15 protein-coding genes are annotated in these 26,424 nt (G+C 42.0%); 11 read left to right on the forward strand and 4 right to left on the reverse strand.

Annotated features, from left to right (window positions below):
- The first annotated feature begins 20 nt into the window (after positions 1 to 20).
- The 11 genes from CD03_RS0104125 to CD03_RS39355 all read left to right on the forward strand — a co-directional run bounded on the left by CD03_RS0104125 (position 21) and on the right by CD03_RS39355 (position 22,321).
- Entirely contained in the window at positions 21 to 2,000 is a 1,980-nt protein-coding gene (locus CD03_RS0104125) for an ABC transporter ATP-binding protein/permease (protein WP_027292547.1), read from the forward strand.
- A gap of 2 nt (positions 2,001 to 2,002) precedes the next feature.
- Positions 2,003 to 3,799, forward strand: a complete 1,797-nt coding sequence (locus CD03_RS0104130; RefSeq protein WP_027292548.1) for an ABC transporter ATP-binding protein/permease — start codon at positions 2,003 to 2,005, stop codon at positions 3,797 to 3,799.
- A 293-nt stretch (positions 3,800 to 4,092) separates the two neighbouring features.
- Positions 4,093 to 13,716: an NPCBM/NEW2 domain-containing protein gene (locus CD03_RS32330; RefSeq protein ID WP_081820105.1), complete on the forward strand. Its 9,624-nt coding sequence runs from the start codon at positions 4,093 to 4,095 to the stop codon at positions 13,714 to 13,716.
- A 336-nt stretch (positions 13,717 to 14,052) separates the two neighbouring features.
- Entirely contained in the window at positions 14,053 to 14,712 is a 660-nt protein-coding gene (locus tag CD03_RS32335) for a TetR/AcrR family transcriptional regulator (protein WP_044288894.1), read from the forward strand.
- Positions 14,713 to 15,405 (forward strand): M23 family metallopeptidase, encoded by a 693-nt coding sequence (locus CD03_RS0104145; RefSeq protein WP_027292549.1) that lies wholly within the window; start codon positions 14,713 to 14,715, stop codon positions 15,403 to 15,405.
- Positions 15,406 to 15,416: 11 nt separating this feature from the next.
- Positions 15,417 to 15,965, forward strand: a complete 549-nt coding sequence (locus CD03_RS35755; protein WP_052377657.1) for a TetR/AcrR family transcriptional regulator — start codon at positions 15,417 to 15,419, stop codon at positions 15,963 to 15,965.
- Between the two features lie 250 nt (positions 15,966 to 16,215).
- Positions 16,216 to 18,453 (forward strand): bifunctional diguanylate cyclase/phosphodiesterase, encoded by a 2,238-nt coding sequence (locus tag CD03_RS0104155; protein WP_330377156.1) that lies wholly within the window; start codon positions 16,216 to 16,218, stop codon positions 18,451 to 18,453.
- Positions 18,454 to 18,465: 12 nt separating this feature from the next.
- Positions 18,466 to 20,367, forward strand: a complete 1,902-nt coding sequence (locus CD03_RS0104160; protein ID WP_027292551.1) for an extracellular solute-binding protein — start codon at positions 18,466 to 18,468, stop codon at positions 20,365 to 20,367.
- Between the two features lie 145 nt (positions 20,368 to 20,512).
- Positions 20,513 to 21,781, forward strand: coding sequence for a Y-family DNA polymerase (locus CD03_RS0104165; RefSeq protein WP_027292552.1), 1,269 nt, complete (start codon positions 20,513 to 20,515; stop codon positions 21,779 to 21,781).
- A gap of 1 nt (position 21,782) precedes the next feature.
- Positions 21,783 to 22,103, forward strand: a complete 321-nt coding sequence (locus tag CD03_RS0104170) for a YolD-like family protein (protein WP_027292553.1) — start codon at positions 21,783 to 21,785, stop codon at positions 22,101 to 22,103.
- A gap of 20 nt (positions 22,104 to 22,123) precedes the next feature.
- On the forward strand, positions 22,124 to 22,321 hold the full coding sequence (locus tag CD03_RS39355) for a DUF6783 domain-containing protein (protein ID WP_081820107.1): 198 nt from the start codon (positions 22,124 to 22,126) through the stop codon (positions 22,319 to 22,321).
- Between the two features lie 204 nt (positions 22,322 to 22,525).
- Here CD03_RS39355 and CD03_RS0104180 read toward each other — a convergent pair whose 3' ends face one another.
- From CD03_RS0104180 to CD03_RS35760, 4 genes are all read right to left on the reverse strand, one after another.
- On the reverse strand, positions 22,526 to 23,269 hold the full coding sequence (locus CD03_RS0104180; protein WP_052377658.1) for an ABC transporter permease: 744 nt from the start codon (positions 23,267 to 23,269) through the stop codon (positions 22,526 to 22,528).
- The gene (locus CD03_RS0104185) at positions 23,266 to 24,117 is read right to left on the reverse strand and encodes an ABC transporter ATP-binding protein (RefSeq protein ID WP_027292555.1); all 852 of its coding nucleotides are present in this window, start codon (positions 24,115 to 24,117) and stop codon (positions 23,266 to 23,268) included. Before CD03_RS0104185 ends, CD03_RS0104180 begins: the two co-directional genes overlap by 4 nt.
- Positions 24,118 to 24,272: 155 nt before the next feature.
- A complete protein-coding gene (locus CD03_RS0104190; protein WP_027292556.1) occupies positions 24,273 to 25,028 on the reverse strand; it encodes a LytR/AlgR family response regulator transcription factor in 756 nt (251 codons plus the stop codon).
- A 4-nt stretch (positions 25,029 to 25,032) separates the two neighbouring features.
- Positions 25,033 to 26,361 (reverse strand): sensor histidine kinase, encoded by a 1,329-nt coding sequence (locus CD03_RS35760; RefSeq protein WP_156042769.1) that lies wholly within the window; start codon positions 26,359 to 26,361, stop codon positions 25,033 to 25,035.
- Between the last annotated feature and the right edge of the window lie 63 nt (positions 26,362 to 26,424).

The raw sequence follows: 26,424 nt of genomic DNA on the forward strand, positions 1-26,424 counted from the left end.
CAATTAGAGGAGATTACTATATGTTTGAAATTAAAAATGTATCAAAACAATTTGGAGATGAATTTGCCCTGCGGGGAATTTCAATGACCATAGGCAAAGGACTTCATTTTATTGTAGGATCCTCCGGAAGCGGAAAGACTACATTATTAAAAATTATCAGTGGAATGGAACAGTCTTTTGACGGGGAGGTTTTTTACCGGGGACAAGATATCAAAAAGCTAACAGAACGGGATAAGAGTTATTACTATAATAATATCTTTGGATTTGTATGGCAGGATTTTAACCTGCTGGATGACCTTACCGTTTTAGAAAATATCATGCTTCCCGGGTATCTGAAAATGAAACAGAATAAAAAAGAAGTCATGAAAGTCCTGGCGTATCTGAAAATTGACGGGCTGGCAATGCAAAAGACAGGCAGGCTGTCAGGCGGACAGAAACAGCGCGTGGCAATTGCCCGTGAACTGCTGAAAGACCCACAGGTAATCATAGCAGATGAACCAACAAGTGCATTAGATGAACAGTCTTCAAAAATTATTATGAAAATTTTGCGGGAAATTTCAAAGAAAAGAACCGTGATCATAGTAACCCATAATACTGCATTGATTGATCAAAAGGATAAAGTACATGAATTGGACAAAGGGGAACTGGTCAGCACAACTGATGAAACAGACAGAAAGGAGATTAAAACCAATCGATATGAAAACAAAGCCGGCCAAAACAAAGCCGGCCAAAACAAAGCACATAGCCTGGGCATATATCATGCAATAAGGCTGGCCTGGAGCAACCTGAAAAGCAAGTGGGGAAGTTTTGCCATCCATGTGCTGTCGCTCATGGTGGGGGCGGTTTTATTACTTGTCACAGTGAGCGGCGGGATTACCGATACGGGTCAATCAGCCTTTGATGAACTGTTTCGTACATATGGTGACAGCATTTTGGATATCAGCGTTGTTAACAGTTTTATGAGTGCAGGAGGTACGGACGGAAAAGAAAATGATGAGCCGGATGCAAATGTATCACAGGATATTGACGGGCTGTACGAGAAGTATTTATCTGATGACCGGGTTTCACATATCGTTTTTACCCAGGCGTATAGCGATATCCAGGTAACCGTTGACGGTAATGACATAAAAATTGATACAAGTAATTCCGTACCCGTTATAAACAAGCTGACTGCAGGGGTAATGCCAATGGGAAACGAAAATGAAATTGTTGTTCCGCAGAGCTTCGTGAAGAAATTAGGGTGGGCTGACAAAGAGGCATTGGGTAAGACGGTTACTTTTACCGGTGCAGTCTATAATTGGGATAGCGGAGAACCTGTTTTGATGCCGGTTACATCGGATTGTAAAATTGTGGGAGTGATGGATACAACGGTAAAATATGATGCTGGTGAGGAGTTAATGGAATATTCTGTGGATGATGCCTTTTTCTTCACTAAATCAGCCATTGATGAAATGAGGAACCAGGCGGGGATTAAGAACGAAGAAGTTAATTTTTCCATTCGGGCGAAAACTCCGGCAGATATGATAGCAATAAAAGACGAATTGAATGCAGACGGTATTGTGCCTTTAGGACGATTCGAGCTTGTGGAGGATATGGTACGTTTAAACCAGCAGACGAGCCAGCAGTCCGGGGCGGCAGTTGTTGTTATTGGGATCATGTCGGTTGTCATTATTCTGGCAGTGTCAATCATCACTGCCTTGATTCGGAAACGGGAATATGCGATTTATAAAGTCAGCGGTTATGCCGGAAGACATCTGGCACTGATGTCATTTACTGAGGCGTTTTTTTCCATAGTGGTGTCAGCCGTTTTATTCTTGTGTATGTCACCGATAGCTGATTTTGCAGCTACTGCATTCTGGAATGTGAATATTTTAAATGGTAAGATGCTTGGAGCGGGGGTATTACTTGTCCTTGCAATGGGTATGCTTTCCGGAAGTGTAACAACTCTGGTGAGTTTGTCAGCGAAAATTACGAATTCCCTTAAGACAGGAGACCGGTAAAGATGATCAGAATAAAAGATGTTACAAAAAAATATGGGAATAACGTTATACTGGAGCACAGCAGTTTTGATTTCCCCGATACCGGGATTGTATGTCTCATGGGACCTTCCGGAGGCGGTAAAACCACCTTACTGAATCTGCTTGCGGGATTTGATACCGATTACAGTGGTGAGATTTTAGCAGGAGGGGTTTCCATCAGTAAGATGAAGGCTGATTCTCTTTGTGAATACCGCAGGGATAACATAGGCTTTGTATTTCAAAACTATCATCTGCTTCCCGGATATACCGTTCTGGAAAATGTATTACTAGCCTGTGAATCGGAAAAGGAAGGGAAGGAATTTCAGAAAAAAGGAAAGGCCCTACTGAAAAGGCTGGGTCTGGAAGAAAAAGAAAATCAGATGTCAGAGACTCTTTCGGGCGGTCAGAAACAGCGGGTTGCCATAGCCAGAGCCCTGGTAAATGACCCGCAGATTATTTTTGCAGATGAACCTACCGGTGCACTGGATCGTGCAGCGTCTACAGAAATCATGAATTTGCTCAGGGAAATTTCCCGGGACAGACTGGTGGTTGTAATTACGCATGACCAAAAAATAAGCGCATTTGCAGATGAGGTTATTCAGATTAAGGAGAAAAAAATATTAGAAGACCAATCGTCAAATCGAAAAGAATTAAATGAAAATAAAAATACATTTAAGAAAAGTAGTCCGGATAAAAGATCTATGGTATCCAAAGCAGTTAAAAATTTTAAGGTTCACATAAAGCGTTATATCGCCGTTTCACTGGCAATATCCATCGGTATGCTGGCATTTTTATTTTCCCTTTCCTTTGGCAATGTGATGGATCAGTCTATTCAGGAGTTTGAGGCAAAGAACACGGCATTTAATAACGGATACATCAGGGGTGCTGATGACGGGACTATTTTATCCTATTTAAAATCGGACGAACGTATAGAAAATGTTTATTACCAATATAAATTAGAAAATATATCTTTGCATATCAATGGAAAAAGCGAGGTTCTGGCTGAAAAATTTCCAGTCCCAAAGGCAGCACAGGGGCTGTCGTATGGGATTATGCCAAGGAAAGGAATGAATGAGATTGCAATTACCCCAAGCCTTGCCAGGAAAATGGCAGCAGATATTAAAACATTGCCTGGCAGGGAGCTTGTTTTGGAATTGGATGGTCAAAGTTATACCGTTACAATTAGCGGTATCTATAATGCGGGTTATGACGATTTTACCATCAGCTCGGATATAGAACAGAAGTTCTATCAGAATCTAACGGACCAGGACAATTATTCCATCAGTTATGATGTGAAAAAATTCTCTGATATCGTGGCGGTCAGCAACCGGCTCAAACTGCAGGGACTGGATTCCACCAATGCTTCAGACGAAGTATACGCATTACAGAATACCTTTCAAAGTCTGGGTAAGCTGTTTCTGGTACTGTCTGTTCTGATTCTGGGGATCGGACTGTTTATCTGTGCCGTACTTCTGATTAAGCTGCAAAATACGCGATACCGGGAGGCAGGGTTATTGTCTGCGCTGGGTTATTACAGGCATCAGATCACAGGTATGATCCTCCGGGAGAATCTGTTTCTCTCCATACTCACAGCAGTGGTGGAACTGGGATTACTTGGGGGAAGTATGTTAATCAGCAGTCTGTTTGGGTTACCCCTTGTTGTGTCCGGTACACAGGCCGTTTTGACAATCATCGCTGCTTTTGCTGTTGTTATGGTTATAAGCGGTGGTGCAAGTCTGCCGTTAGTGCATACGGAGCCGGCGGCTGCATTGCGGAAATAATAATATCCGTGGCAAACGGGCAGCGACCAATGTTCAGGACCCGGATCCTGAACATTGGAAATATCATAATAAAATTCTAAATTCTAAAGAAAGTTCTAAAGCCTGACAGAAATCCCAAAATAGTGAAAAATACCAGGTAAATAGTCCTAAAAGATCTTAAAATCACCATGCTATAATAATTCCAGGAAAGTCCCATTCGATAGAGCGAGTTTGAAAATTCATTCCCGCCATCTGCACCACTTCGCGGTATATTAGCTCAACACGCTCTAGGGGACGGTAATTATGGAGGGTACATGATGAAGAGAAGAGGAATTACATGGGTTTTTGTTCTGATGATGGCAGTCGGACTGGTGTTATCCCCGCGTATGATACTGTCTGCAAAAGATGACATTGTGCAGATAGAAGCGGAACAGGCACGGGAGAAACTGCATTTTAACCAGGGATGGAAGTTTGTAAGGCGGAATATTCCGGAAGCAATAAAGCCAGATTATGATATGGCGGAGCTGGAACGGTGGGAGAACGTAGATCTGCCCCATTCCGTAAGACTTGAGGAAGAAAATACCAGCGGAGGAAAAAACTATCAGGGGCCTGCCATGTACAGAAAACATTTTTATCTGTCAGATTCGTACAAAGATAAAAAGCTGTATATAGAATTTGAAGGTGTCATGGGTGTGACGGACGTATGGGTAAATGGCAAGCATCTCCAGGGACATATGGCGGAAAAAACAGGAGAAAATACCCAATACGGCGGATATCTGCCGTTTATTCTGGATATTACAGATGCTGTTCATTGTGACGGCGAGGCAAATGTAATCACCGTTTTAACCGATAACAGCGATAATGTAAATGTTCCCCCGGGTAAACCCCAGGGTCAGCTGGATTTCACTTATTTTGGAGGAATCTATAGAAATGTCTGGCTTCATTCCGTGAATAACGTTCATATTACAGATGAGCTTTTTGAGGATGAGACAGCAGGAGGCGGGATCTTGGTAGATTTTCCGGAGGTGTCCCCGGAACAAGCTATTGTGGATATTAAGACGCATATCAGAAATGAAGATAAAGAAGAAAAGCAGATTTCTCTGGTTACAAAAATTGTAAATCAAGATGGTACCGTGGTAGGTGAAGACAGGAAAACATTGTCCTTGCCGGGTGCTGGCGCCGGAGAGGTAAAACAATCGGTTACTGTTGAAAATCCTGAATTATGGGATCTGGATCATCCGTATATGCATACCATTGTGTCTGAAGTATATGCTGACGGTGCAGAGACAGACCGGACAGAGACTCCGGCAGGTATTCGGAAAATCGAGATGGACGCACAAAAAGGTATTTTGATAAACAATAAGCATGCCGGGTTTTTATCAGGTGTCAACAGGCATCAGGAATATCCCTATATCGGATATGCGGCATCTGATTCCCTCCAGAGGAGAGATGCCATAAAGTTTAAATCGGCCGGGTTTCATATTGTGAGAACAGCACATCATCCCCAGTCGGAAGAATTTTTAAAGGCCTGTGATGAACTGGGAATTTTAGTCATCGAGGCGATACCTGGATGGCAGCATTGGTCGGATGATAAAATTTTTGCACAGCGTGTGAAAAATGATATCAGGCAGATGGTTCGAAGAGACAGAAATCATCCCAGTATTCTTACTTTTGAGATATCACTAAATGAATCTCCCGGTGTACCGGAAGGATTTACAAATGAACTGGAGCAAGTGGCAAAAGAAGAGCATCCCTCACTGAAAACTTCTGCAGAAAATCCACATGGGGGAGCAAAAGGAGATATCTTATACGGGACACCGGAAGAAGTAGAATCCTGGTCAGATACTGCACTGTCCCTTATTCGGGAATATGGAGATCACTGGGAAGAGCAGTTTGGTAATTTTATTAATGACTGCCGCGTTACAAGGGGAAAAGAGTCATTTTATCCCGGTGGTGAGGCAAGAATGGTGAAACAGGCTAATAACAGACTATGGAAGGGATACTCATTTGAAGGAACCGGAGCGGTCTCTCTGTCAGAAGGAATACAGAATTACAAGGATAGCGCACATCGTTTTGCAGGCATGACCATGTGGATTGGAATTGACCACAACAGAGGATATCATGAAACGATGTCTCCTTGCGGAATATGGGATTTAAAGAGAATACCGAAATATTCCTACTATGCTTTTGCAAGCCAGAGATCAACCGCAGAGGATGAATACCTGGAATCTCAGGATGTTGCGACAGGCCCAATGATTTTTATAGCCAGCAGTTGGGGGACGAAGGCGCCTGTGGTGGATAAGTCTAATCAGGAAACGGTGGGAACAGATAGCAAAAGAATGATCTATGTGTACAGTAATGCCGACAAAGTTAAACTTTGTGTTATGGGCAAGAATGAAGAAATATTATGGGAACAGGAAAATGTCCCGCTGGATGAGGGAACATCTTCTAATCTGGAACACCCGCCCTATTATTTTGAAAATGTACCATATACGGAAGGTTCTTATTTAAAGGCGGAAGGTTATGATGCAGATGGAAATGTAATTGCCGGTCAGGAAGTACATACGGCAAAGGAACCGGCCAGACTCAGGCTGGAAGTGGATGATTCGGGTAATGGACTCACAGCGGATGGTTCTGACCAGGTTATGGTATATGCATATGTGCTGGATGAAGAAGGAAACGTATGCGCAGAAGCCGACAATAAATTAAAGTTTTCGGTAGAAGGACAGGGAAGTATTATCGGAAATGGTGATAAAAGAGTAGGTGCTAATCCTGTTAATGCAGAAGCAGGAGTTGCAGGAATCTTTATTCAGGCTGGTAAGAACCCGGGGAAAATCCAGGTAACGGTCAGTTCGCCCGGTATGGAGCCGGAATCCGTTGAGCTTCAAACCAGGGAGATGACAGATAAAAGGGTTCCTTATGAAGAGATTGCACAGGGCACGCCTATGGACCAGGTGTCAATGTATCTGACGGACAAACAGGAAAGTGTTCCCGGAGAGGATCCTCCTGGGATTGTAAAAGACACGGTCTCTATAGATGGAGAGGATTATACCAAAAGCATGGAAGTGAAAAACATGGCTCCTGTTATGTTCGAACTGGACGGAGGCTATGAGAAGCTGACTGGGAAAGCCGCTGTTAAAAATCCGGAAAAGACAAAAAGCGGAGTGAAATTTAAGATATATGGAGACGGTGCGCTTTTGTATGTAAGTGACCCGGTAACGTCAAAAGCAGCAGAGATCGATGTGGATATTACAGGAGTAAAAACCCTGATGCTCTGTGCGGAAGATGAAAAAGGACTAAATGAAGTTATTCCATGCTGGCTGTCTCTTTATATAACAGAAGGAAAGGGAAATCCCGATGAAAGTGAATTGCAAGAGAATGTGGCTGTAAAAGCTGCAGTTACGGCAACAAGCAGTGATGTGGGTACCGTACCGGACAATGCGGTGGATGGCGACATTCTCACCCTGTGGAGAAGCGGAAATAAAGTAACAGAACAGAACAGTGAATCCCTGTATCTGGATTTGGGACAGGAATACGATATCCGGAATGCCAGACTGGCTGTGGAACATGATTATCTGAAGTGTACCTATACAATCTACACGTCTTCGGATAATGTAAATTGGGATAAAAAGTCTGAGTCTTCAAAAACTGCCCATGCAAATGGCGAACTGGACTATTTTACTGCATCTAAGATCCGTTATATTAAAATAGAATTTACGAAAGTAGAATCCACCCAGGGAGAAACAGGAGGCAGCCTGCCCCGTGCTTCCATAAAAGAATTGGAACTATTTAAAGATAAAGGTGTGGATACGGTTAAAGATTATAATCTGTCGGGACTTTCAGTGGCAGGTCATGACATTTTATTCCGGCAGAACCAGACAGCGTATGAGATAAGCTTAACCGGTAATGAAAAGGAAGTCTGGGTGAAAGCATTTCCGGCAAACACTGCTTCACAGATTACCATTAATGGAGAAAAAGTGGAAACCGGGCATGGGGATACTTTGATGGATATGGAGTATATCCGTATAGTGCCCGATGAAAATAATAATATTACGGCAGAGGTTGTCTCCCCAGACAAAAAGGGTGTGAAACAATACAAGATTCACATCAGGGAAGAAGAGCGCAAACAAAGGTATGGAGCCTGGGAAAGTTTTGTGCCGGGTGTAAATGGTGCTAACGGATGGACATACCGGAAAATGGATAAAGAAAGCGGTGACATTTCCGATTTAGAAGGCAAAGGAGGTTATATAGCAGGTGAATATGCATGGGAAGGCGGTAACTGGCTGTATGCAGGTCCCAGATATATGCACCCTGCATCCAATGTAAATGCTGTCCGTACCTTTGAGGCACCACAGGCAGGACGGCTGTCCCTTCGGGCATCTGCACAGAAATATCTGAACCAGCCTGGGCAGGTTTCCCTTTCGGTATTAAAAAACGGGGAAAGAATATGGCCGGTAAATAAAGATAAGGAAGTACTGGAAGCCGGAAAGACACTGCAGATTCTTAACACCAGTCAAGTACTAAAGGGAGATCTGATCCAGATTGTACTTGATGCAGAAGGTGACAATGGAGGAGATGCCACTTATATTGAATCTTACGCAGAATACCAGCAGGATGCACAGGAGGAAAATGCCGTATATTTATCCGATCTTGAATGGAAAAGCGCAGAAGCAGGATATGGTTCGGTAAACAGGGATGTTTCCTCATCAGGGCAGCAGATCTGTCTAACGGATGAAGAACAGAATCCGGCAGTATATGAAAAGGGTCTGGGAACCCACGCAGAGTCCAGGATCGTATATGATATCAAGAATAAAGGTTACACGCGGTTCAGAAGTAATGTGGGAATAGATTATTCTCAGAACTCAGCAGGCAATCCCGCAAGTGTAAGGTTTAAAGTATATTTTAATGATGAAAAGCAGGATCCGGTATATGACAGCGGTGAAATGGTCAGTAATACACCCCAAAAAACGATTGATCTGGAAATCGGCGGCTTAACGGAGAAAATCATACTTGTTGCAGAGCAGGGAGAAAATAACTGGTCGGATCACGCGGACTGGGCAGATGCCAGATTTCTGACAGAGTATCAGAGAGGAGATAAAACACTACTGGGTAAACTTTTGCAAGAGGCACAGGATATAGTACTGCAGGATTATACCGATCCTGACGGTGATGGATTCCGGAAATTCAAGGCATCACTGCTTCAGGCAGAAAATGTCTTCCAGGATGAAAGGGCCAGTCAGGAAGAGATCAATGCTGCACATGATGAGCTCGACCGGGAAATGAAGAGGCTGAAAGAAAAAGAACCGGAAAAGCCAGAGGATTATATCATTCACGTCACTGATTACGGAGCAGATCCCAAAGGAAGCAAGGACAGTGCCCAGGCCGTTATAAAAGCACTGGACAGAGCTGCATATCTGAGAAAGAAAAATCCGGAACAGGAAATTGTAATTGATTTTCCTCAGGGTAAATACCAGATTTATCCGGATAAGGCAGAAGAAAGAGAGCTTTATGTCTCGAATACAGTAGGTGCCGATTCGGCTTATAAAGATAAAAAAATAGGTATTCTGATAGAAGACCTCAATCACATTGTGATGGAAGGCAATGGTTCAGTCATTAATTTTCATGGGAAAATGACGGCTTTTGCGGCGATCCGTAGTGAAAATGTAAGATTTCAGAATTTTACCGTTGATTTCGAGGTACCCACCGTTGTAGATATAACCGTGGAATCTGTGGATGGAAATACAGCTACCGTATATATTCCGGAGTGCTACGAGTATTCCATAGAGAATGGCCAGATTAACTGGTTCAGTGACAAAAGCCCCTATACAGGCAAATACTACTGGACAGGTACAGACAAGTTTGAAAATAATTATGCCCAGAGCATAGACCTGAGGACAGGGATAACTACACGCAGCAATGAACTTTTTGATAACCGGGCAGGAATGGAAGACTTGGGCAATCGAAGAGTAAAAATTACCTACAATGGAAAGCCGGACAGTGTGACAACCGGCATGTGTTACCAGATGCGTCCTACCCGCAGAGATACACCGGGAGCTTTTTTCTGGCTCAGTAAGGATATTGAGATGGAAAATTTAGATATCCGGTATCTCCACGGATTTGGAATGGTGGGGCAGACTACGGATAATATTTCACTGCGGGATGTAGACTTCCGGGCACCGGAGGAAACCGGCCGAACTACGGCAGGATATGCGGATTTTCTCCAGATGTCAGGCTGTGGAGGAAAGATTCTGGTAGAGGACTGTTATTTTGCAAATCCTCATGATGATCCGATTAATATACACGGAACTTTCCAGCAGGTAGTGAGTATCAGCGGTGACAGAAGAGAAGTGACAGTAAGATATAATCACGATGAAACAGCAGGATTTCCAAGTTTCTTTGAAGGAGATCAGGTAGAGTTTACAAGGCAGAGCAACATGCTTCCCCTGGAGGATTCCATTTGTACAGTGGAGGAAATCATCAGCGGCCCTACCGGCAGCAGCAGTGAAGGAATCAGTCTTACGGATACCGTAATACGGTTTACAGAGCCGATTCCGGATGAGGTACAGGAATGGCAGTTTGTGGCAGAGAATATTACCGATACGCCGGAAGTGGAGATTCGCAGAAATACATTTAAGCAGATCCCAACCAGAGGAATACTGGTTACAACACGCAAACCGGTGCTGATTGAGGAAAATGTGTTTGAGGGCACGTCCATGGCGGCAATCTATATTTCCTGTGATGCACAGAGCTGGTATGAGTCTGGAAGAGTGGAAGATGTAACGATACAGAATAATAAGTTTTACCGCTGCCAGGGAAATGGTGTGATCTTTATTGAACCCACAAATCCCAATGTCTCGGTAGACAGTACCGTTCATAAAAACATTCAGATTACAGGAAATGAATTTTACCAGTCGGGCAGCAAGGTAGTAGATGCCAAGAGTGTGGACGGAATAACGATAGAAGGCAACCGTATATTCCGATTTGAACCAAATGTGGATCTGGCGTTGACTTTAAACGGCAAAACGGCACAAGAATGTACGATAAGTGTTGGAGAAGGTCTGCAGGCAGAAGTGAAATCTTCAGCAAGCCAGCTGGATAATGATCTGTATTCCTTTAACGGATGCAAGAATGTCTCGATACAAAATAATGAATATGATGCAGGAATGAAAATGAATGTGTCCATAAATAATATGGACGTTAGTGATATTAATTTGTCAGATAAGGAAGGGATATCCATAGGAGAGGGGGAAAAAGCTGCTGCTCTGGGAGAAGTTTATTATGAAAGCAGCTCACCGGATATTGCAAAAGTTTCAGCAGATGGAAAGATATTGGGAATTTCCAAAGGAGAGGCATTGATCCGGGCATATAGTGTTATAAATGACCGAAAATATGCTTCCGCCCCGCTGCAGGTAAATGTGGGAGCCCAGACAGAAATAATCTACCCCCAGTCTGTAAAGCTAATTTCTGAAAGTGATGTGCTGGATGGGGCAGGAAGTACCCTGCAGATTACCGCTGCCCTATATCCGGAAAATGCGCAGATGAAAGATGTGGTTTATACGGTGGAGGATATCAGGACAGGAGCGGCTTCTGACGTAGCAGCTATCAGCCAGGACGGTCTTCTTACCGCCAAAAAAGCAGGTGCGGTACTTGTGAAGGGAACTGCTTCCAACGGTATATCAGCAGCAAAGCTGGTAGTGATCAGGGAGAATACCAAGGTTCTTTCCAATGCACTTACGATTCTAAATCCGGTGAAAGGAACCTGGGGACTGGATCAGGAGGATCTTTATATATGTCCTTCGGGAGCGGGAGATTGGGAGTCAGGCAATGGCGCTACGAATATTGTACTTGCGGAACTGGCTGATTCCAGTCAGGCTGTCATAACTGTAGAAATGGAAGGAAAGACACATCAGGGATACGAAGAAACGGGGCTTGTCTTCTACCGTGATGCAGATAATTATACTGCGATTCAGAGAAAACATGCCAATGGAAATCCAAAGCTGAATGTAATTACAGAAAAAGAAGGAAACCCATCCGAATCAGGGATTGATGATATCTTTGGAGAAATCATATATCTGAAACTGGAAAAAACAGAGTCTGTTATCCGCGGCTATTACAGTACGGACGGCAGCACCTGGAATCTGGTACAGGAAGTGGAAAATACAGGGCTTGATGATTCCTTAAAGGCGGGCATTCTTTGTACCTGCGGTGACGGAACATCGGTTATCCGGTTCCGGGATTTTATGGTAAATGAAGAAGCGGTTCCGTTTGGAGAAGAAGCGGTGATTCAGGAAGTCAGCAGTGTGGAGGCGGCCTATGATGAAAATAGCCGGAGTCTGACTGCAGATTATCTGACAAGTGCAGAAAAAGTAAACGATGTAATCCGCTGGATGGTTTCGGATGCCCCCGATGGTAATTATGAGATTCTGGATGGATATCAGGGAACTGAAATCAGGGTGCCCTACAGTTTGAATGGATTTTACTTTAAACCGGTCGTGATACCAATGCTTTCCAATGGGGCGGCAGGTGTGCCGGTGGTGGCAGCAGAGCCTGTTCAGACAAATATGAAGATACCGGAAGCAGCTTCCAACAGCAATCTGGAGACTGTGTTATGTGAAGAGACGGATTTTGGAGAATTTGATAAAAATCAGAAGTATTATATTGCAGCAGAATATGAGAATAAGGCAGTTCGTTTCCAGGTAGTTCCAACAGAGGGTGCGTCGGTGCAGGTACTTTTAAATGGTAATGAATTAGGCAATATTCAAACAGATACCATAACGGTTCCGCTGTTTAGAGGAATTAATGCGGTTGAGATGTTTGTCACTGCAGAGGACGGCATCACCCAGAGCGTATACCGATACGTAATACTTCACTATGTGGAGAAAGGAAGCGAGGCACCGGATGCAGATCTGACGAGCCTGAATCTGGCAATTTCCATGGCAGAGGCAATGGAAAAGGAACAGGAAGAAAACCAGTGTTATACGGAAGAAACCTGGGCAGCAGTGGCGAAAGCTTTAAATGCAGCAAGAGCGATTCTAAAAGACCCGTCTGTCACTCAGGAGCAGGCAGATGAAGCTTTTATAAATCTGATTACAGCATGCTTTCTTGTAGAAAACGGCCCACAGAAGACAGGCCTGAAGGCAGCCATAGAAGGGACAGAGGCAATTCTTGCAGATACAGCAGGCCTGTCTCAGTACACAGAGGAAAGCGTGGCAGAAGTCAGAAAAGCACTTTTGCAGGCACAGCAGGTATTTGACAGCAATCTTGCAGATCAGGGAACAATCAACGAAGCAACTACAAGACTGCTGACGGCAGTGACATCTATGATGGTAGAAAAAGCAGACACAAGGCTGGATATCCTGATTCAGAAGGCAGAAGAAATATTGAAAATGCAAGATCAGTATACAGCTATAAGCGTACAGAACCTGAAGGATATACTGGCTCAGGCAAAAGAAACAGCAGAAAACAGCCAGGCATCCCCGGAGGAGATGAATACGGCTTATGAAAAACTGGCAGATGCCATGGTATCACTTGTAAGAAAAGGCAACAAAGAAGAATTGAAAAACGCACTGGATAAAGCAAATGAAATCCTTAAAGATGCCAAAAAATATCTCGAAGCCAGTATGGAGGGGCTGTCGGAGATGACTGCAGAAGCGCAGACAGTTTATGATAACCGGAATGCAGATCAGGATATGACAGGAGAAGCCCTGAAGAAGCTGATTATAGAAATCCTGGAGGTACGGTTGTTGGGAGATGTTGATTTAAACGGTGTGGTAGATACGAAAGATGCTGCTAAACTGTTGAAATATAATGCAGAGAAGGAAGAACTGTCAGAGGAACAGCTGCAGATCGCAGACATGAATGGAGATAATCTGGCAGATAGCAGGGATGCGGTCACTATACTTCGGTACGCAGCAGAATTAACAGTTTTTGAACCATAATAAAGCGGGAATCATTGTATTTACGAATGATTTTGCCTTATTGGTAATAAGGATATAACAGATTATAAACCGGGCTTTCTATGATCAAGAATGAATCATAGAAAGCCCGGTTTCTGACTACGTTTGTAAATAAATGTATTATTTAATTATTACCATATACCAAAAAGTTCGTCTATGCATTATTTTTCTAATCTAATAGTCCATAAAGTTTGAATAGATGCCGAAAAATCCATTGACCTGTCAGGTAAAAAGATGTACAATGGCATTAACCTATAAGGTCAATATCATCGCATATATATGAACCTATATAAAAGCCAGCAGATGAGGAGGAAATACATGCCAGCCAAATTATCAGATTTAGATACAAGCCGCCGCAATGCTATTTTGAATGCCGCACTAAAAGAATTTGCACTACGGGGATTTGACAACGCTTCAACAAATGTGATTGCGAAGGAAGCCGGATTTTCCAAAGCCTTAATGTTTCATTATATAGGAAGTAAACAAGAACTTTTTCTATTTGTTTTTGACTACTTTTCGGAACTGCTTAATAAAGAATATTACCAGTTAATCAATTATGATGAATTGGATTTATTAAAGAGGCTGCATCAATCTTATTTACTGCAGATTAAATTATTAAAAGAATATCCTTGGATATTTGAATTTAATAAACTTTCTGCGGTTACCAATTCCAGTGAAATAAATAATGAATTAAAGGAGAGAAGCAGCAAGAAGGATGCAGATTGCTATCCAACAATATTTGATACCATAGACAAATCCAAATTCAGACCGGATTTAGAGATCGAAAAAAGTAAACATATAATTTTATGGTCGTGTACTGGATTTGCCAATCAGATGTTAGAAGACATCAGAAATTCCGAGTATTCGCATTTAGACTATACAGCTATGGAAAAAGCATTGGATGATTTATTTACAGAATTGAGGCATGTTTTTTATAAGCCGGAAGCTTATAATCCGGAAGCTCAAATGGAGGTGTAAATGGAAGAACTCATGAAACCAATTGTTGTTGATTTTCCTCTACGGGGTGAATGGTCCGTCCCGAATACGCCGGGGACACGTATTCCCAGCCACGGAACAAATATATTAGGAACGAGATATGCCTACGACTTTCTTCAGGTGGATTGGATGCAAAAAGGGAATCCCTGTTATAGCGTCACTCCCTTACACTATCTTCTGTCCGGTGTACCTGTGAACAAGTGTTATTGTTATGGAAAGGATATCTATGCTCCATGTGAGGGTACCATTGTAGAAATAGAAGAGCATTGCCTCGAAAGAGAAAAGGCACGATTGTTTTCAGATTTCAAACGTGCCAGAGCTAACAGTAAATTTAATCCTGGGAGCGATGATATAAAAAATTTAACCGGTAATTACATCATTCTGAAACATGGTAATGGTGTCTATGCAGCATTCTGCCATCTGCAACCTGATTCTATCAGAGTGTCAGTCGGGCAAACGGTGAAAAGAGGAGATGTTCTGGGGAACATTGGCCATACTGGAAACTCCATGTTTCCCCATCTGCATTTTCAGCTTATGGACAGTTCTGATATCACCGCTGCAAATGGCCTGCCCTGTTCCTTTGCACAATATGAACTGTTACATAATGGAAAGTGGGAAAAAATTTATGGGGGTATTCCAAAATCTACGCAGAGAATACGGTTTTTGTGCCAATAAGGAGTAGATCGATGAATTTGAAGGAAGAAAACAAAACTAAAAAATGGATTATAGATGCACTATTTGATTTATTGAGGCGTAAAGATTATCAGGATATTACAATTTCCCAGATAGTCAATAAAGCCGGATTGGGAAGAAGAACCTTTTACCGCTATTTTAAAACAAAAAACGAAGTGATCGAATATACTACGAAGCTTCTCATGAATGAATTTGCAAATACAATTATAATTAATCATGCAGAAACACAGGAAAGTATTGCGAAATCATATTTTGAGTTCTGGGAAAATCATGTTGATATACTGATGTTAATGAACAAAGCACATCTGCTTTATTTTATAGAAGATCATCTGCTTTCACTTATATATGAGGTTGCCAAAAAAGTGGGACATGTGCCGGACCATCTGGATGAAGAAGAACTGGCGGAATATTACAAAAGATATAAATTTGCTTTTGCAGTGAAACTTGCAGGGTTCTGGAAAGCAACGGTTCTGTGGTCTGAGGAAGAACCACGCAGGTCGCCGGAAGAAATGAGCCGACTTATTAACGATATTTTAAAATAAAAATATGCTCCGGCATGCCTTTTGGGCTGAAAACAGTCTGTGCTTATGTTAATTGCGAATTTTACGACAATTAAGGTATATATAAAGAAATTTTTTTCAAAAAAATTGATTATATATTCACTATACACATATCGACAGATTTTAAAATTGTGTTATAATAATACTATAAAATCAACTGTTCTCATAAAAGAAAGTGGGAGGAAGCAAAATGATCCGGAAGGAAAAGAAAAATCCTTTTTTTAGTTTAAGGATGTATCACAGAGTATTTTTGATATTTTTTATTATATGTATCCTTATTACTATATTTAGCTTTCAATATTACAGTCGGTTATCTTCCACAATACGGGAGGAGAGTGAAGCATATCTCCAGGAGATCTCAAGACGTATAGGAGAAAATGTGGATCGTATTGTTAATGACAATTACGATGTCCTTCATACAATGGCGGCTTCCCTGGAATATGCAGACATCAGTCGAATGGATGAAGCTAAGAAAATGCTGCAGAAGCAAAAGGAAGGCTTGAGCTATGAGAGCATTTTTCTTATCGATACGGATGGCACGGCATATGATTTAAGCAATACACAGACCTTTCTCACACTTGATAAATCGGTTCGGAAGGATCTGCTCAGTGGAAAGGACTCGATGTCAACCACTCAGATAATCCAAAATAAGGAGTACATACTGTTTTCCGTTCCACTGGACAACATGAGCATTGACGGTAAAAACATAGTTGCACTGGCTGTGAGCTACGCTCCGTCTTCTTTTGACCAGGTGCTGTCAATGTCATCATTCAACGATCAGGCATATTCCCAGATTGTAACCATGAAGGGGGCTGTTGTGGTACGTTCATCTTCCACTTATGCCTTTAAGAGCGGATACAATATCTTTTCTACCCTGGAAGGATTAATCATCGGGGAAAAGGAACTGGACGATGTGATGCAGGAAATGTCTGTCAATGCATCCGGGCAGATCCGTTTTAAATTGGATGGTCAGGAGACTTATATGGTCTATACTCCGGTAGCTCCGGATGACTGGTACCTGCTTTCCTTTGTTCCGGTAGAGGTTGTAAACGAAAAGTCAAATTTACTGCTGCAATCTACGCTGATAATATGTGGATTGATCACCATTACTTTTGCCGGACTGGCGGCGGCACTGGTGTATATTTTTAACAATCATAAACGCAAGCTGGAACAGATTGCTTATGTGGATGATATAACCGGTGGACATACGATACAGCGTTTTTATGAGTTGGCAGAGGAGCTGCTTACTTCGGATCATAATATGCAATATGCACTGGTTTACACCAATATTGTCAAGTTCAAAGTGCTTAATGATGAAATTGGACGTATTAACTGTGATGCCATTTTGCGGTTTTTCAGCGAATTTATGAACAAAAAGATATCGGAAAGAGAGTGTATGGGAAGGCAGTCAGCAGATAATTTCTGTATACTAATGGAGTTTTCCAATGAATCGGAATTACTGGAGAAATTCGGCAGATGGCACACAGAAGCGGAGCAGAATGTTCTGGATATGAATGTGGCATGGAGCCTGCCGATTATGGAATTTGGCATTTATGTGATTGAGAACAGTACTCTGACATTCCCGCAAATGATTGACAGGGCAAAGCTGGCTTTACGTGAAACACACCGTACAGTTGACAGTAAGCTGCGATGTGCTTTTTATGACGATGGGGTGCGCCGTCAGCTTCTCCGTGAAAAGCAGCTGGAAGACAGAATGGAAACAGCGCTTAACAACGGAGAGTTTGTGGTATTTTTACAACCCAAGTACCGGTTGCCGGAGGAACGAATTGGCGGTGCGGAGGCTCTTGTCCGCTGGAAGAGTGTCACGGAGGGTATGATATATCCGGATGAGTTTATTCCACTCTTTGAAAAAAACGGTTTTATCATCCAACTGGATTTATTTGTGTTTGAAACGGTTTGCCGCACATTACGCAGATGGATTGATCAGGGAATGACACAGGTAAGAATATCAGTGAACTGTTCCCGTCTGCATTTCAGAGATAACAATTTCCTTTTTGAATACATCCGGATCGCCGATAAGTATAACATGGATAGGTCACTGATTGAAATTGAGGTAACAGAAAGTATGGTGCTGGAAAATAGCAGCCGTCTGATTCATATTATCCGGAATATTAAGGCAGCAGGATTTGAATGCTCAATGGACGACTTTGGCAGCGGATATTCTTCACTGAATCTGATACAGACGATTCCGGTTGATGTACTTAAACTGGATAAAATATTTTTCCATGGAGAAGGTGTTGATTTGAGCCGCACAGAGGCTGTGGTAACAAATATTATAAGCATGGCAAAAGCGTTGTCAATGGAAACAGTTGCCGAAGGCGTGGAAGAACGGGAGCAGGTAGACATGCTCAAACGCGCAGGCTGCGACTACATACAGGGGTACGTTTTTGCAAGGCCAATGGATATCCCAGCGTTTGAAAAATTAGTGACAGATAACGTTTCTTGTTAAGAGGGGGAACTGATGAGAGTGCTTAAACGATCTGAGAAGATTCAGAGGCGAGTGTTAATGATCATAATTATGATGACACTTCTGCTATGTTTGCCGGGCTGTGGGGCAAAGGTTTCGGACAATGAAGATATTTTAACCCAGAAGGCTATCGCTAAGGGTAAGACACCAATAACAGTTCTGGTTAAGTATGCATTTTCCATTAATGAGTTTGAAAAGGCGGTAGAGGAAAAGTTTCCTGAAATTGATATCGTACAGGTTGGAAATTTTACACGTAATATGGGAATAGAGGAATATGCTGCACGATTGGAACATGACGATCTTCCGGATATCGTCATGACCTGGCCTTTAGATGTGGGCAAGGAGTATTGGAGTGACCGGCTGCTGGATCTTTCCGGAATGGAATTCTCCAGCCGCTATAATACATCCATGTTAAATGATATTTCCACAGATGGAAAGCTCTATTATCTGCCCGGACCGGCTCAGGTAAGGGGGATTGTATATAATAAAACGCTGTTTCAGGAAAATGGCTGGGAAATACCCGAGGACTTTGAAGGCTTTCTGAAATTGTGTCAGACAATTGAAGCCAGTGGTATCCGTTCCATTCAATTGGGATTTGAGAATCCCGAAGTACTGGCTACTGCTTTTACGGGCTACAATTTTGGCAGTTACTTTAGCCGTCCACAGGATTTGGAATGGATGGATGATTACAATCAGGGAAAAGGCAGCTTCGGCAAGCACTTTGACGGGGCACTGGATGTGTTCCGGCAAATGATAGATGCCGGCGTATGGAAATCGTCTGATTTGGATATTAATTATTCGGAACGGGAGAAGATGCTTTTTACCCGTCAATGTGCAATGGTGGAGGATTCATCATTGATGGCAAAAATGGGATATGAACAAACCGGTACTACGGATGAATTTGCCCTTATGCCATTTTTTAATCCCGGTAGTAATAATGACTGGGCACGTCTCTATATGGTATGTTATATTGGGCTCAACAAGCATCTGGCAGAGTCGGACAACAAGGAGAAATATGAACTTGTTATGGAGCTGATGAATTATATATCTACAGTTGAAGGCCAGCAGACACTTGCGGCGGATACAGGCGCGATGTTCTCAAGCCTGATTGATGCAGCACCGCCGGATGTTCCTGAAATAGAAGAGCTGCTTCCGGCATTGAACCAGGGCCGCTATGCAGTATTTCCTACATTGGAGAATGCCCAGGATGCATTGCAGGAAGGTCTTGCCGGGATGTTGGAGGGGAAGCTTAGCAAGGCAGCGGTTATCAGCATGGTAGATGAACAGAATCTGTCACCGCCGGCGGCGGAGCCTTCAAAGGTACTGGGCAAAGCAAGCGAGAGTTTTACACTGACAGACACAGGCAGCTTTGTGGCTGATGCCATGCGTGCCTGGGGAGACTGTGAACTGGCACTTATTCTTGACAATGGCAAGGATGGATGCTACAACGGCAAGGGTATCAGCGGACGGATATATGCCGGGGATATTACTGCTGCAGATATAGACCGCATTATGCCGGATTTAAAAGCCAACGATAGTGGAGCATTATGGAAGGCATCCATAAGTGGTGAGGATTTACGGAAAGTACTTGAATATTCTGTGAGTGTGGAGAATAACCAGACCGGATGGTTTTATTATTTTTCCGGACTTAAAATAGAATTTGACCCTACGGCAGAGCCTGGCAGCAGAGTGAAAAAAATCACTGCGGCGGATGGGAAGGCAATTGATACTGCGCGCAGTTACACAATTGCTGTTACGGAAGGCTCCGTACCAGAAGAGTGTCTGCAAAATTGTTCAAAGACGGATATCTTATCATATGATATTGTAACTAAGGCGGTTACATCAGCAGGTACCATTACTCCGGCTAAAGATGGACGATTCATCGTGTATCAATAAAATGTAATTAAAAGATAAACAGGAATAGTGATTATGAAAATAGTTGCAGCAAGTAGTCCTGCCAGGTTAAATGGCAGGGCTTTTGCGTGCAGATGGATGAATATTCTGACACGGTCCGGATTAAAATAAGAGTGAGGTGAAATGGATGTCACAAAATAAAATCTATGTCTGTATTGATTTGAAATCATTCTACGCTTCGGTGGAGTGCGTAGAGCGCGGTCTTGATCCAATGACAACCAATCTTGTAGTAGCGGATCCGGAACGGACAGAGAAGACAATATGTCTGGCTGTTTCACCGTCCATGAAGGAGCAGGGGGTTCCGGGCAGATGCAGGGTATTCCAGATTCCGGCACATATAGATTATATAATGGCACCGCCCAGAATGCAGTTATATATGGAATATTCCGCAGAAATCTATGCCATCTATCTGAAATATATAGCAAAAGAAGATATCCATGTCTACTCGATTGATGAAGTATTTATGGACGTAACGGACTATTTAGCCATGTATCAGATGACGTCAAAAGAACTGAGTATGCAAATCATGAAGGATATCCTTGATACTACAGGAATTACGGCAACCTGTGGGATTGGAACAAACCTGTATCTTGCGAAGATTGCCCTTGATATAACGGCAAAACACGTGGAAGACCATATTGGTATTCTGGATGAAGAAGCTTACCGGAAGACGTTGAGCAGCCATAAGCCGCTCACAGATTTCTGGAGGGTAGGTGCAGGAATTGCAAAACGGCTGGAACGGATGGGCATATATACGATGAAGCAGGTTGCGGCAGCAGATGAGTCGATGCTGTACAAGCTGTTTGGTATTGATGCGGAATTACTGATTGATCATGCCTGGGGAAGAGAAACGACTACAATGGCAGATATCAAAGCATATAAGTCCAAGTCAAATTCCATATCCAGCGGTCAGGTATTGGGCTGCGATTATGACTATGAAAAAGGAAAGCTTATCGTAAAAGAAATGGCGGATTTACTCTGTCTGGAATTGGTGGATAAAGGTCTTGTTACGGATTCCATTACCCTCTATGTGGGCTATTCTAACCGCATTGAGAAGAAATCGTCACATGGGACAACATCCATGACCGTGACCACCAGCTCCGCAAAGCAGATCATCGCCTATACACAGAGGCTGTATGAAAAGATCGTGGACAGGCACACTCCTGTGCACAGAGTATATTTAACTTTTAATAACGTTGTGGATGAGATGTATCAGCAGTATGATTTATTTACGGATCCTGCAGAGCTGGAAAGGGAACATAAGATGCAGAAAGCAATGCTGGATATCAAAGAGAAGTTCGGAAAAAATGCAATTCTAAAGGGGATGAACCTGCAGGAAGGGGCAACTACAATGGAGCGGAACCGCCAGATAGGAGGGCATAAAAGTGGTGTCTAAAATGACCAGAGAAGAACGGGCAAAACAGTTTATGCCGTTCGCTGCATTAAAAGGGTATCCGGAAGTTTTACGGAAGAAAGAAAAAATTGTGGTCCCGAAGATTGAACTATTAGAAGAATATCAGGAAGAACTGAGCCGGAAACTTCGCCAGGTGCAGAAAAATGATATTGTAACAGTCGTATATTTCTGTAAAAATGAATACCTGAAGTTGACGGGTATGGTGTCCAGAATAGATGATACTGCAAGAATCCTGAAGATTGTGAATACTAAGATATCTTTTGAGGATTTGTATGATATTGTGGAGATGCGAAGGGAGAGATAGGGGCTGGTACTAGAGCGTGTTTGAAAATTCATTCCTGCCATCTGCACGCCCCACTTTGCGGCATATTTGCCCCGAATTCAGGTTACGTAGCCCGCTACGCGCCCTTCATCCGGGACAAATCTCCCACAAACTGTGACGCACAGCTGCCAGAAAGCAATTTTAAAACACGCTCTAGTGCTACAGCGAACAATTTCTTGAATTTGGGTTTCGCTGATTAAGACGCTTTGTAAATGATAGGTAGTGTGCAGAAAGATGGGTGTGGGAAACTGGCATGGACTCCGTCAGCTCTGCTCTACGTTTCCTCCGCCCATACCAGTTTCCCACACCCATCTTTCCGAGATAGCATTCGTTGATACAAAGCTGGGTTTCTCAACTAAACCCAATATTTTATCTCCCCATACATTTATCGCTCTGTGCGTCTTCTAATCTTTCTCAAATCCATTTTTTTTATAAAAGAAGAGAAAAACAAAAATAGAAAGTACAATCTCTGCCAGCATTATGGCAATACTTCCGACATTCAGAATCTTATCGGGATTGGATGCCATATTCATGGTCATTTCCATAAGAATTCCGGTAAACATAAATTTCGAGATATCTGCCAGCGATTTAATAATTTCTGAGAATATGGGGATGAAAATAAATATCATCAGTACTGGAGTCATAAGCGTTCCGGCACTGACCTGATTCTTAGCAAAAATGCCCAGAATCATGCCAATAATACAGCTGATCAGGGAGGAAATAACAGACACAATGGTAAACAGCACCAGGTTGCTGCCTGTAATGATAAAGCCGCTGATTGGCATCAAAATGTAGTTTAAGATAACGGTAACAATAAATACGGGTAAAATACTTCCTAAAAAGAACTCTAATCCATTCACAGAGGATGTCATAAGAACTCTCAGCGTTTTTTTCTCTTTTTCTTCCGCCAGCAGCAGACAGGGGCAATAAATACCCGTCATGCCGATATTCATAACCAGTCCCATACTTAATACATATGCGTTGAGTGATTCCGGAGAGGAAGATGAACCCATTTTGCTGTAGAGAAATTTCATGAGAAGCGTGAATCCCAATGCAAAAACCGGCATGATAATACAGTTCTTGCCCATAAATGCTTTCGTTTTTACCTGTGCAATTGCCAGGACCTTGTTTAGATGGATTGTTTTCATGATAATTCCCTCCCGGTAACTTCTAAGAATACACTTTCTAATGTTGGTTCACAAGAATGAATCGTCTGGATTTTATTTTCTGTCATCCAGCTGTTGATCTGTCTGATGCTTTTTTCATCCTGCTCCAGAAGATGTTCAGAACCATCCTCTAATTGAATGCTGTATTTTCTGACCTTGTTATACTTCAGACAGATCTCTTTGGGTGTACCGTATTCAACAATGATTCCTTCATTGAGCAATGCCACATGATCGCACATTTTTGTAGCTTCTTCCATGTTGTGAGTAGTCAGAAAGATTGCCATGCCTTCATTTTTCATTTGCAGCAGCATTTTATGGATTTCAATAGCTGTGGATGGATCTAATCCAGACGTTGGTTCATCCAGAAACAGAACTTTTGGCTTATGAAGAACAGCTCTGGCAAGAACCAGCCGCTGTGTCTGACCTTTTGATAATTTACCAGCTGTTTTTTTCTGGTGTTCATATAGTCCGACCTGCTTTAAAACTTCTGTAATTCTCTCTTTTCCCACTTTTAGGATTTTTGCAAAATACTCCAGGTTCTGATAGACACTCAGATATTCATAGATACCGCTGCTGTCGGTTACGATGCCAATCTGTTCATAGATGGTTTCGTCAATATTTTGGGCATTAATGCCCAGAATATAGGCTTCACCCGATGTCTGCTTTAACTGCCCGGTAATGATTTTAATCGTTGTAGTTTTGCCGGCTCCGCTTGGACCCAGAAAGCCCAGGATTTCGCCCTTGTTAAGCTTTGCATCGATATCTTTTAGCACAAGTCCATCACTGAATTTCTTTGAAATATGTTCTAACCTGATAAATTCTTTATTCATGTTCCTTCCTCCTCATATAAAAGTTTGCAGCCAGGTTTAACAGGCTCTTCGTACATGAATATATCATTTTCTGTCAGAATATGGTACGTTAATTCCTGAATGGCAGCCGGGAATTCCTAAACGGTTAAAAAAGAGAAATAGAACAGTGAAAAGGGTCAGGCTGGCCGCAATGAATTTCCGATACGTTCCAGCAGCTTAGATTTTTCTTTACGGGAAATACTGCAGATTTCCCCGCCGATGGTAACGGTGTTATGCTTTAAATCGATTTCTTCAATTTTATTGACGGCTACCAGAAAAGAACGGTGAATCTTAATAAAGCGCTCGCCCAGGTTATTTTCTATATTGCTCAGATTTCCCAGAAATTCAATTCTTTGTTTCAGTCCATGGAGGATTATAAAATGAGATTTTGGAGAGGTTTCAAAAAAAAGAATATCATCCAATGGTACATTTCGTATGCAGTCACCGGTTTTAACAGTGTAATATTCTGTGGGATCAGCTTTTTCCTTCTTCAATCGGTTTTCCAGGGAAGACAGACATCCTGAGACTGCATTTGTAAGCGCCTGTGGATTATCCTTTACAATATAATCAAAGGCCTCTATATGATACTGAAACGTCTTATATGCCAGGTCTTTAAAACTTGTAATATAAACGATGGTTCCATTTGGATCCAGTTCCCGGATTTTCTTTCCCAGGAGAAATCCGTCATATTCCGGGTGATTTAAGTCAACATCCAGAAAGTAGATATTTCTTTTCGTAACTATCTTTTTTAATTCTTCCAACAGGATAACCGGGCTGTCACAACTGACAGCAATCTCCATATCATACTGCTGAATCAGAATCTGGTTGTTAACTTGCCTTGCAATTTCATTTCTTATTTTGTCATCATCATCACATAACAGTATTGGTATCATTAATCTAAACTCCTATTCTTAATTCCTGATAAAAACGTTCATCTCTGCAGTCAGTCAAACAGCTGACATTTGCATATTGATTTGCGATCTGCTGATAGCTGTACAGCCCCAGCCCCCTGTTAACCCCTTTTGTGGAATAGCCCTTTTTCCAGATTTTCAATAAATCCGGCTGTTCTTTAATAGAATTGCTAATGAAAAAATCCACGTAGTCACTCTGGGCTGTAATTATGATTTCGATATTACCGGCTGTATTTTTAACTTCTTCTATGGCATTGTCAATCAGGATTCCAATACATCTTAAAAGATCCTGAATATTTATACCACATTTTTTAACCGGATACATCACTTCAAAATGATATGGAATATGGAGTGTCTGCATCAGGGTGAGTTTCGTCATAAGAAGGCTTTTTAATTCAATAATTTCAAGATTCATCATTTGATTTGCAATCTGAATCTTGGCACCGATACGCTGGTCGAAATCATTTAACATCCCCTGCATATAATTTTCGATGGCCTCTGTCTTTCCTTCTTTTACGTCCAGGTACATGCCTGTCATAATATTTCTGAAATCATGACGATAAATACGCACATCCTTTTGTATCTCTTCCAGGCTTTGAATGTAGGCATTCTGCTGGGTAATAATATTTTTTTGGGATTTCTCATTTTCTTCATGAATTATATTTCTCGTGGCAAATTGATAAAACACGGCAAATAAAAACAGCAGACCTAAACCGATGACAGCCACCAGGGTATTGTAATCTTTGATAATGCGGGATAGTACCACAAAATAATTTGAAGAGCCGGCCAGTAAAAATCCGGTGATGGATCCGTAAATCCGATGTTTCCTATTTGCCATACAGCGGTTTACAAAGGAGATCACGTTAAGCCTGGTAATCACTTTTCCAATCAATAGCGTAAATAGGATCAAAACAGAACAGGATATGAATTGATTTGTAATGCTGTTATATGCAAACTGCATTGGTACAAATAAGAATGAAATCAGATACGTCTGGTAAAAGATAAAATAGGCAAACGTACCCGAAATGATGATCTTAAAAACATTGCGTTCAAAAATGATGTACATAGATACAAGATTTATGATTACTACTGACATATCCAGTAAATAGTACAGCAGGTTATTAGGAAGAAATGTTTTGAGGTATCCTGTCATAAACAGATATAAAACAGGAGATATTGTTAAATTGATGATAAGAGATGCAATGATAATACGAATCCAGGGAACTCTTTTATTCAGAATCTTACACCCTAAATAATGAATTACTATTTCTGTACAATAACTTGCTGCGATATAAATGGTTAAACCTGTTATCATGGAGATCTGCCGCCTTTTATTATTTTTTTCATTATCGCACTTTCTGGAAAGATTGACAATATT

It is taken from the genome of Robinsoniella sp. KNHs210 (assembly GCF_000686105.1).
In the GTDB taxonomy this organism is placed as follows: domain Bacteria; phylum Bacillota; class Clostridia; order Lachnospirales; family Lachnospiraceae; genus Robinsoniella; species Robinsoniella peoriensis.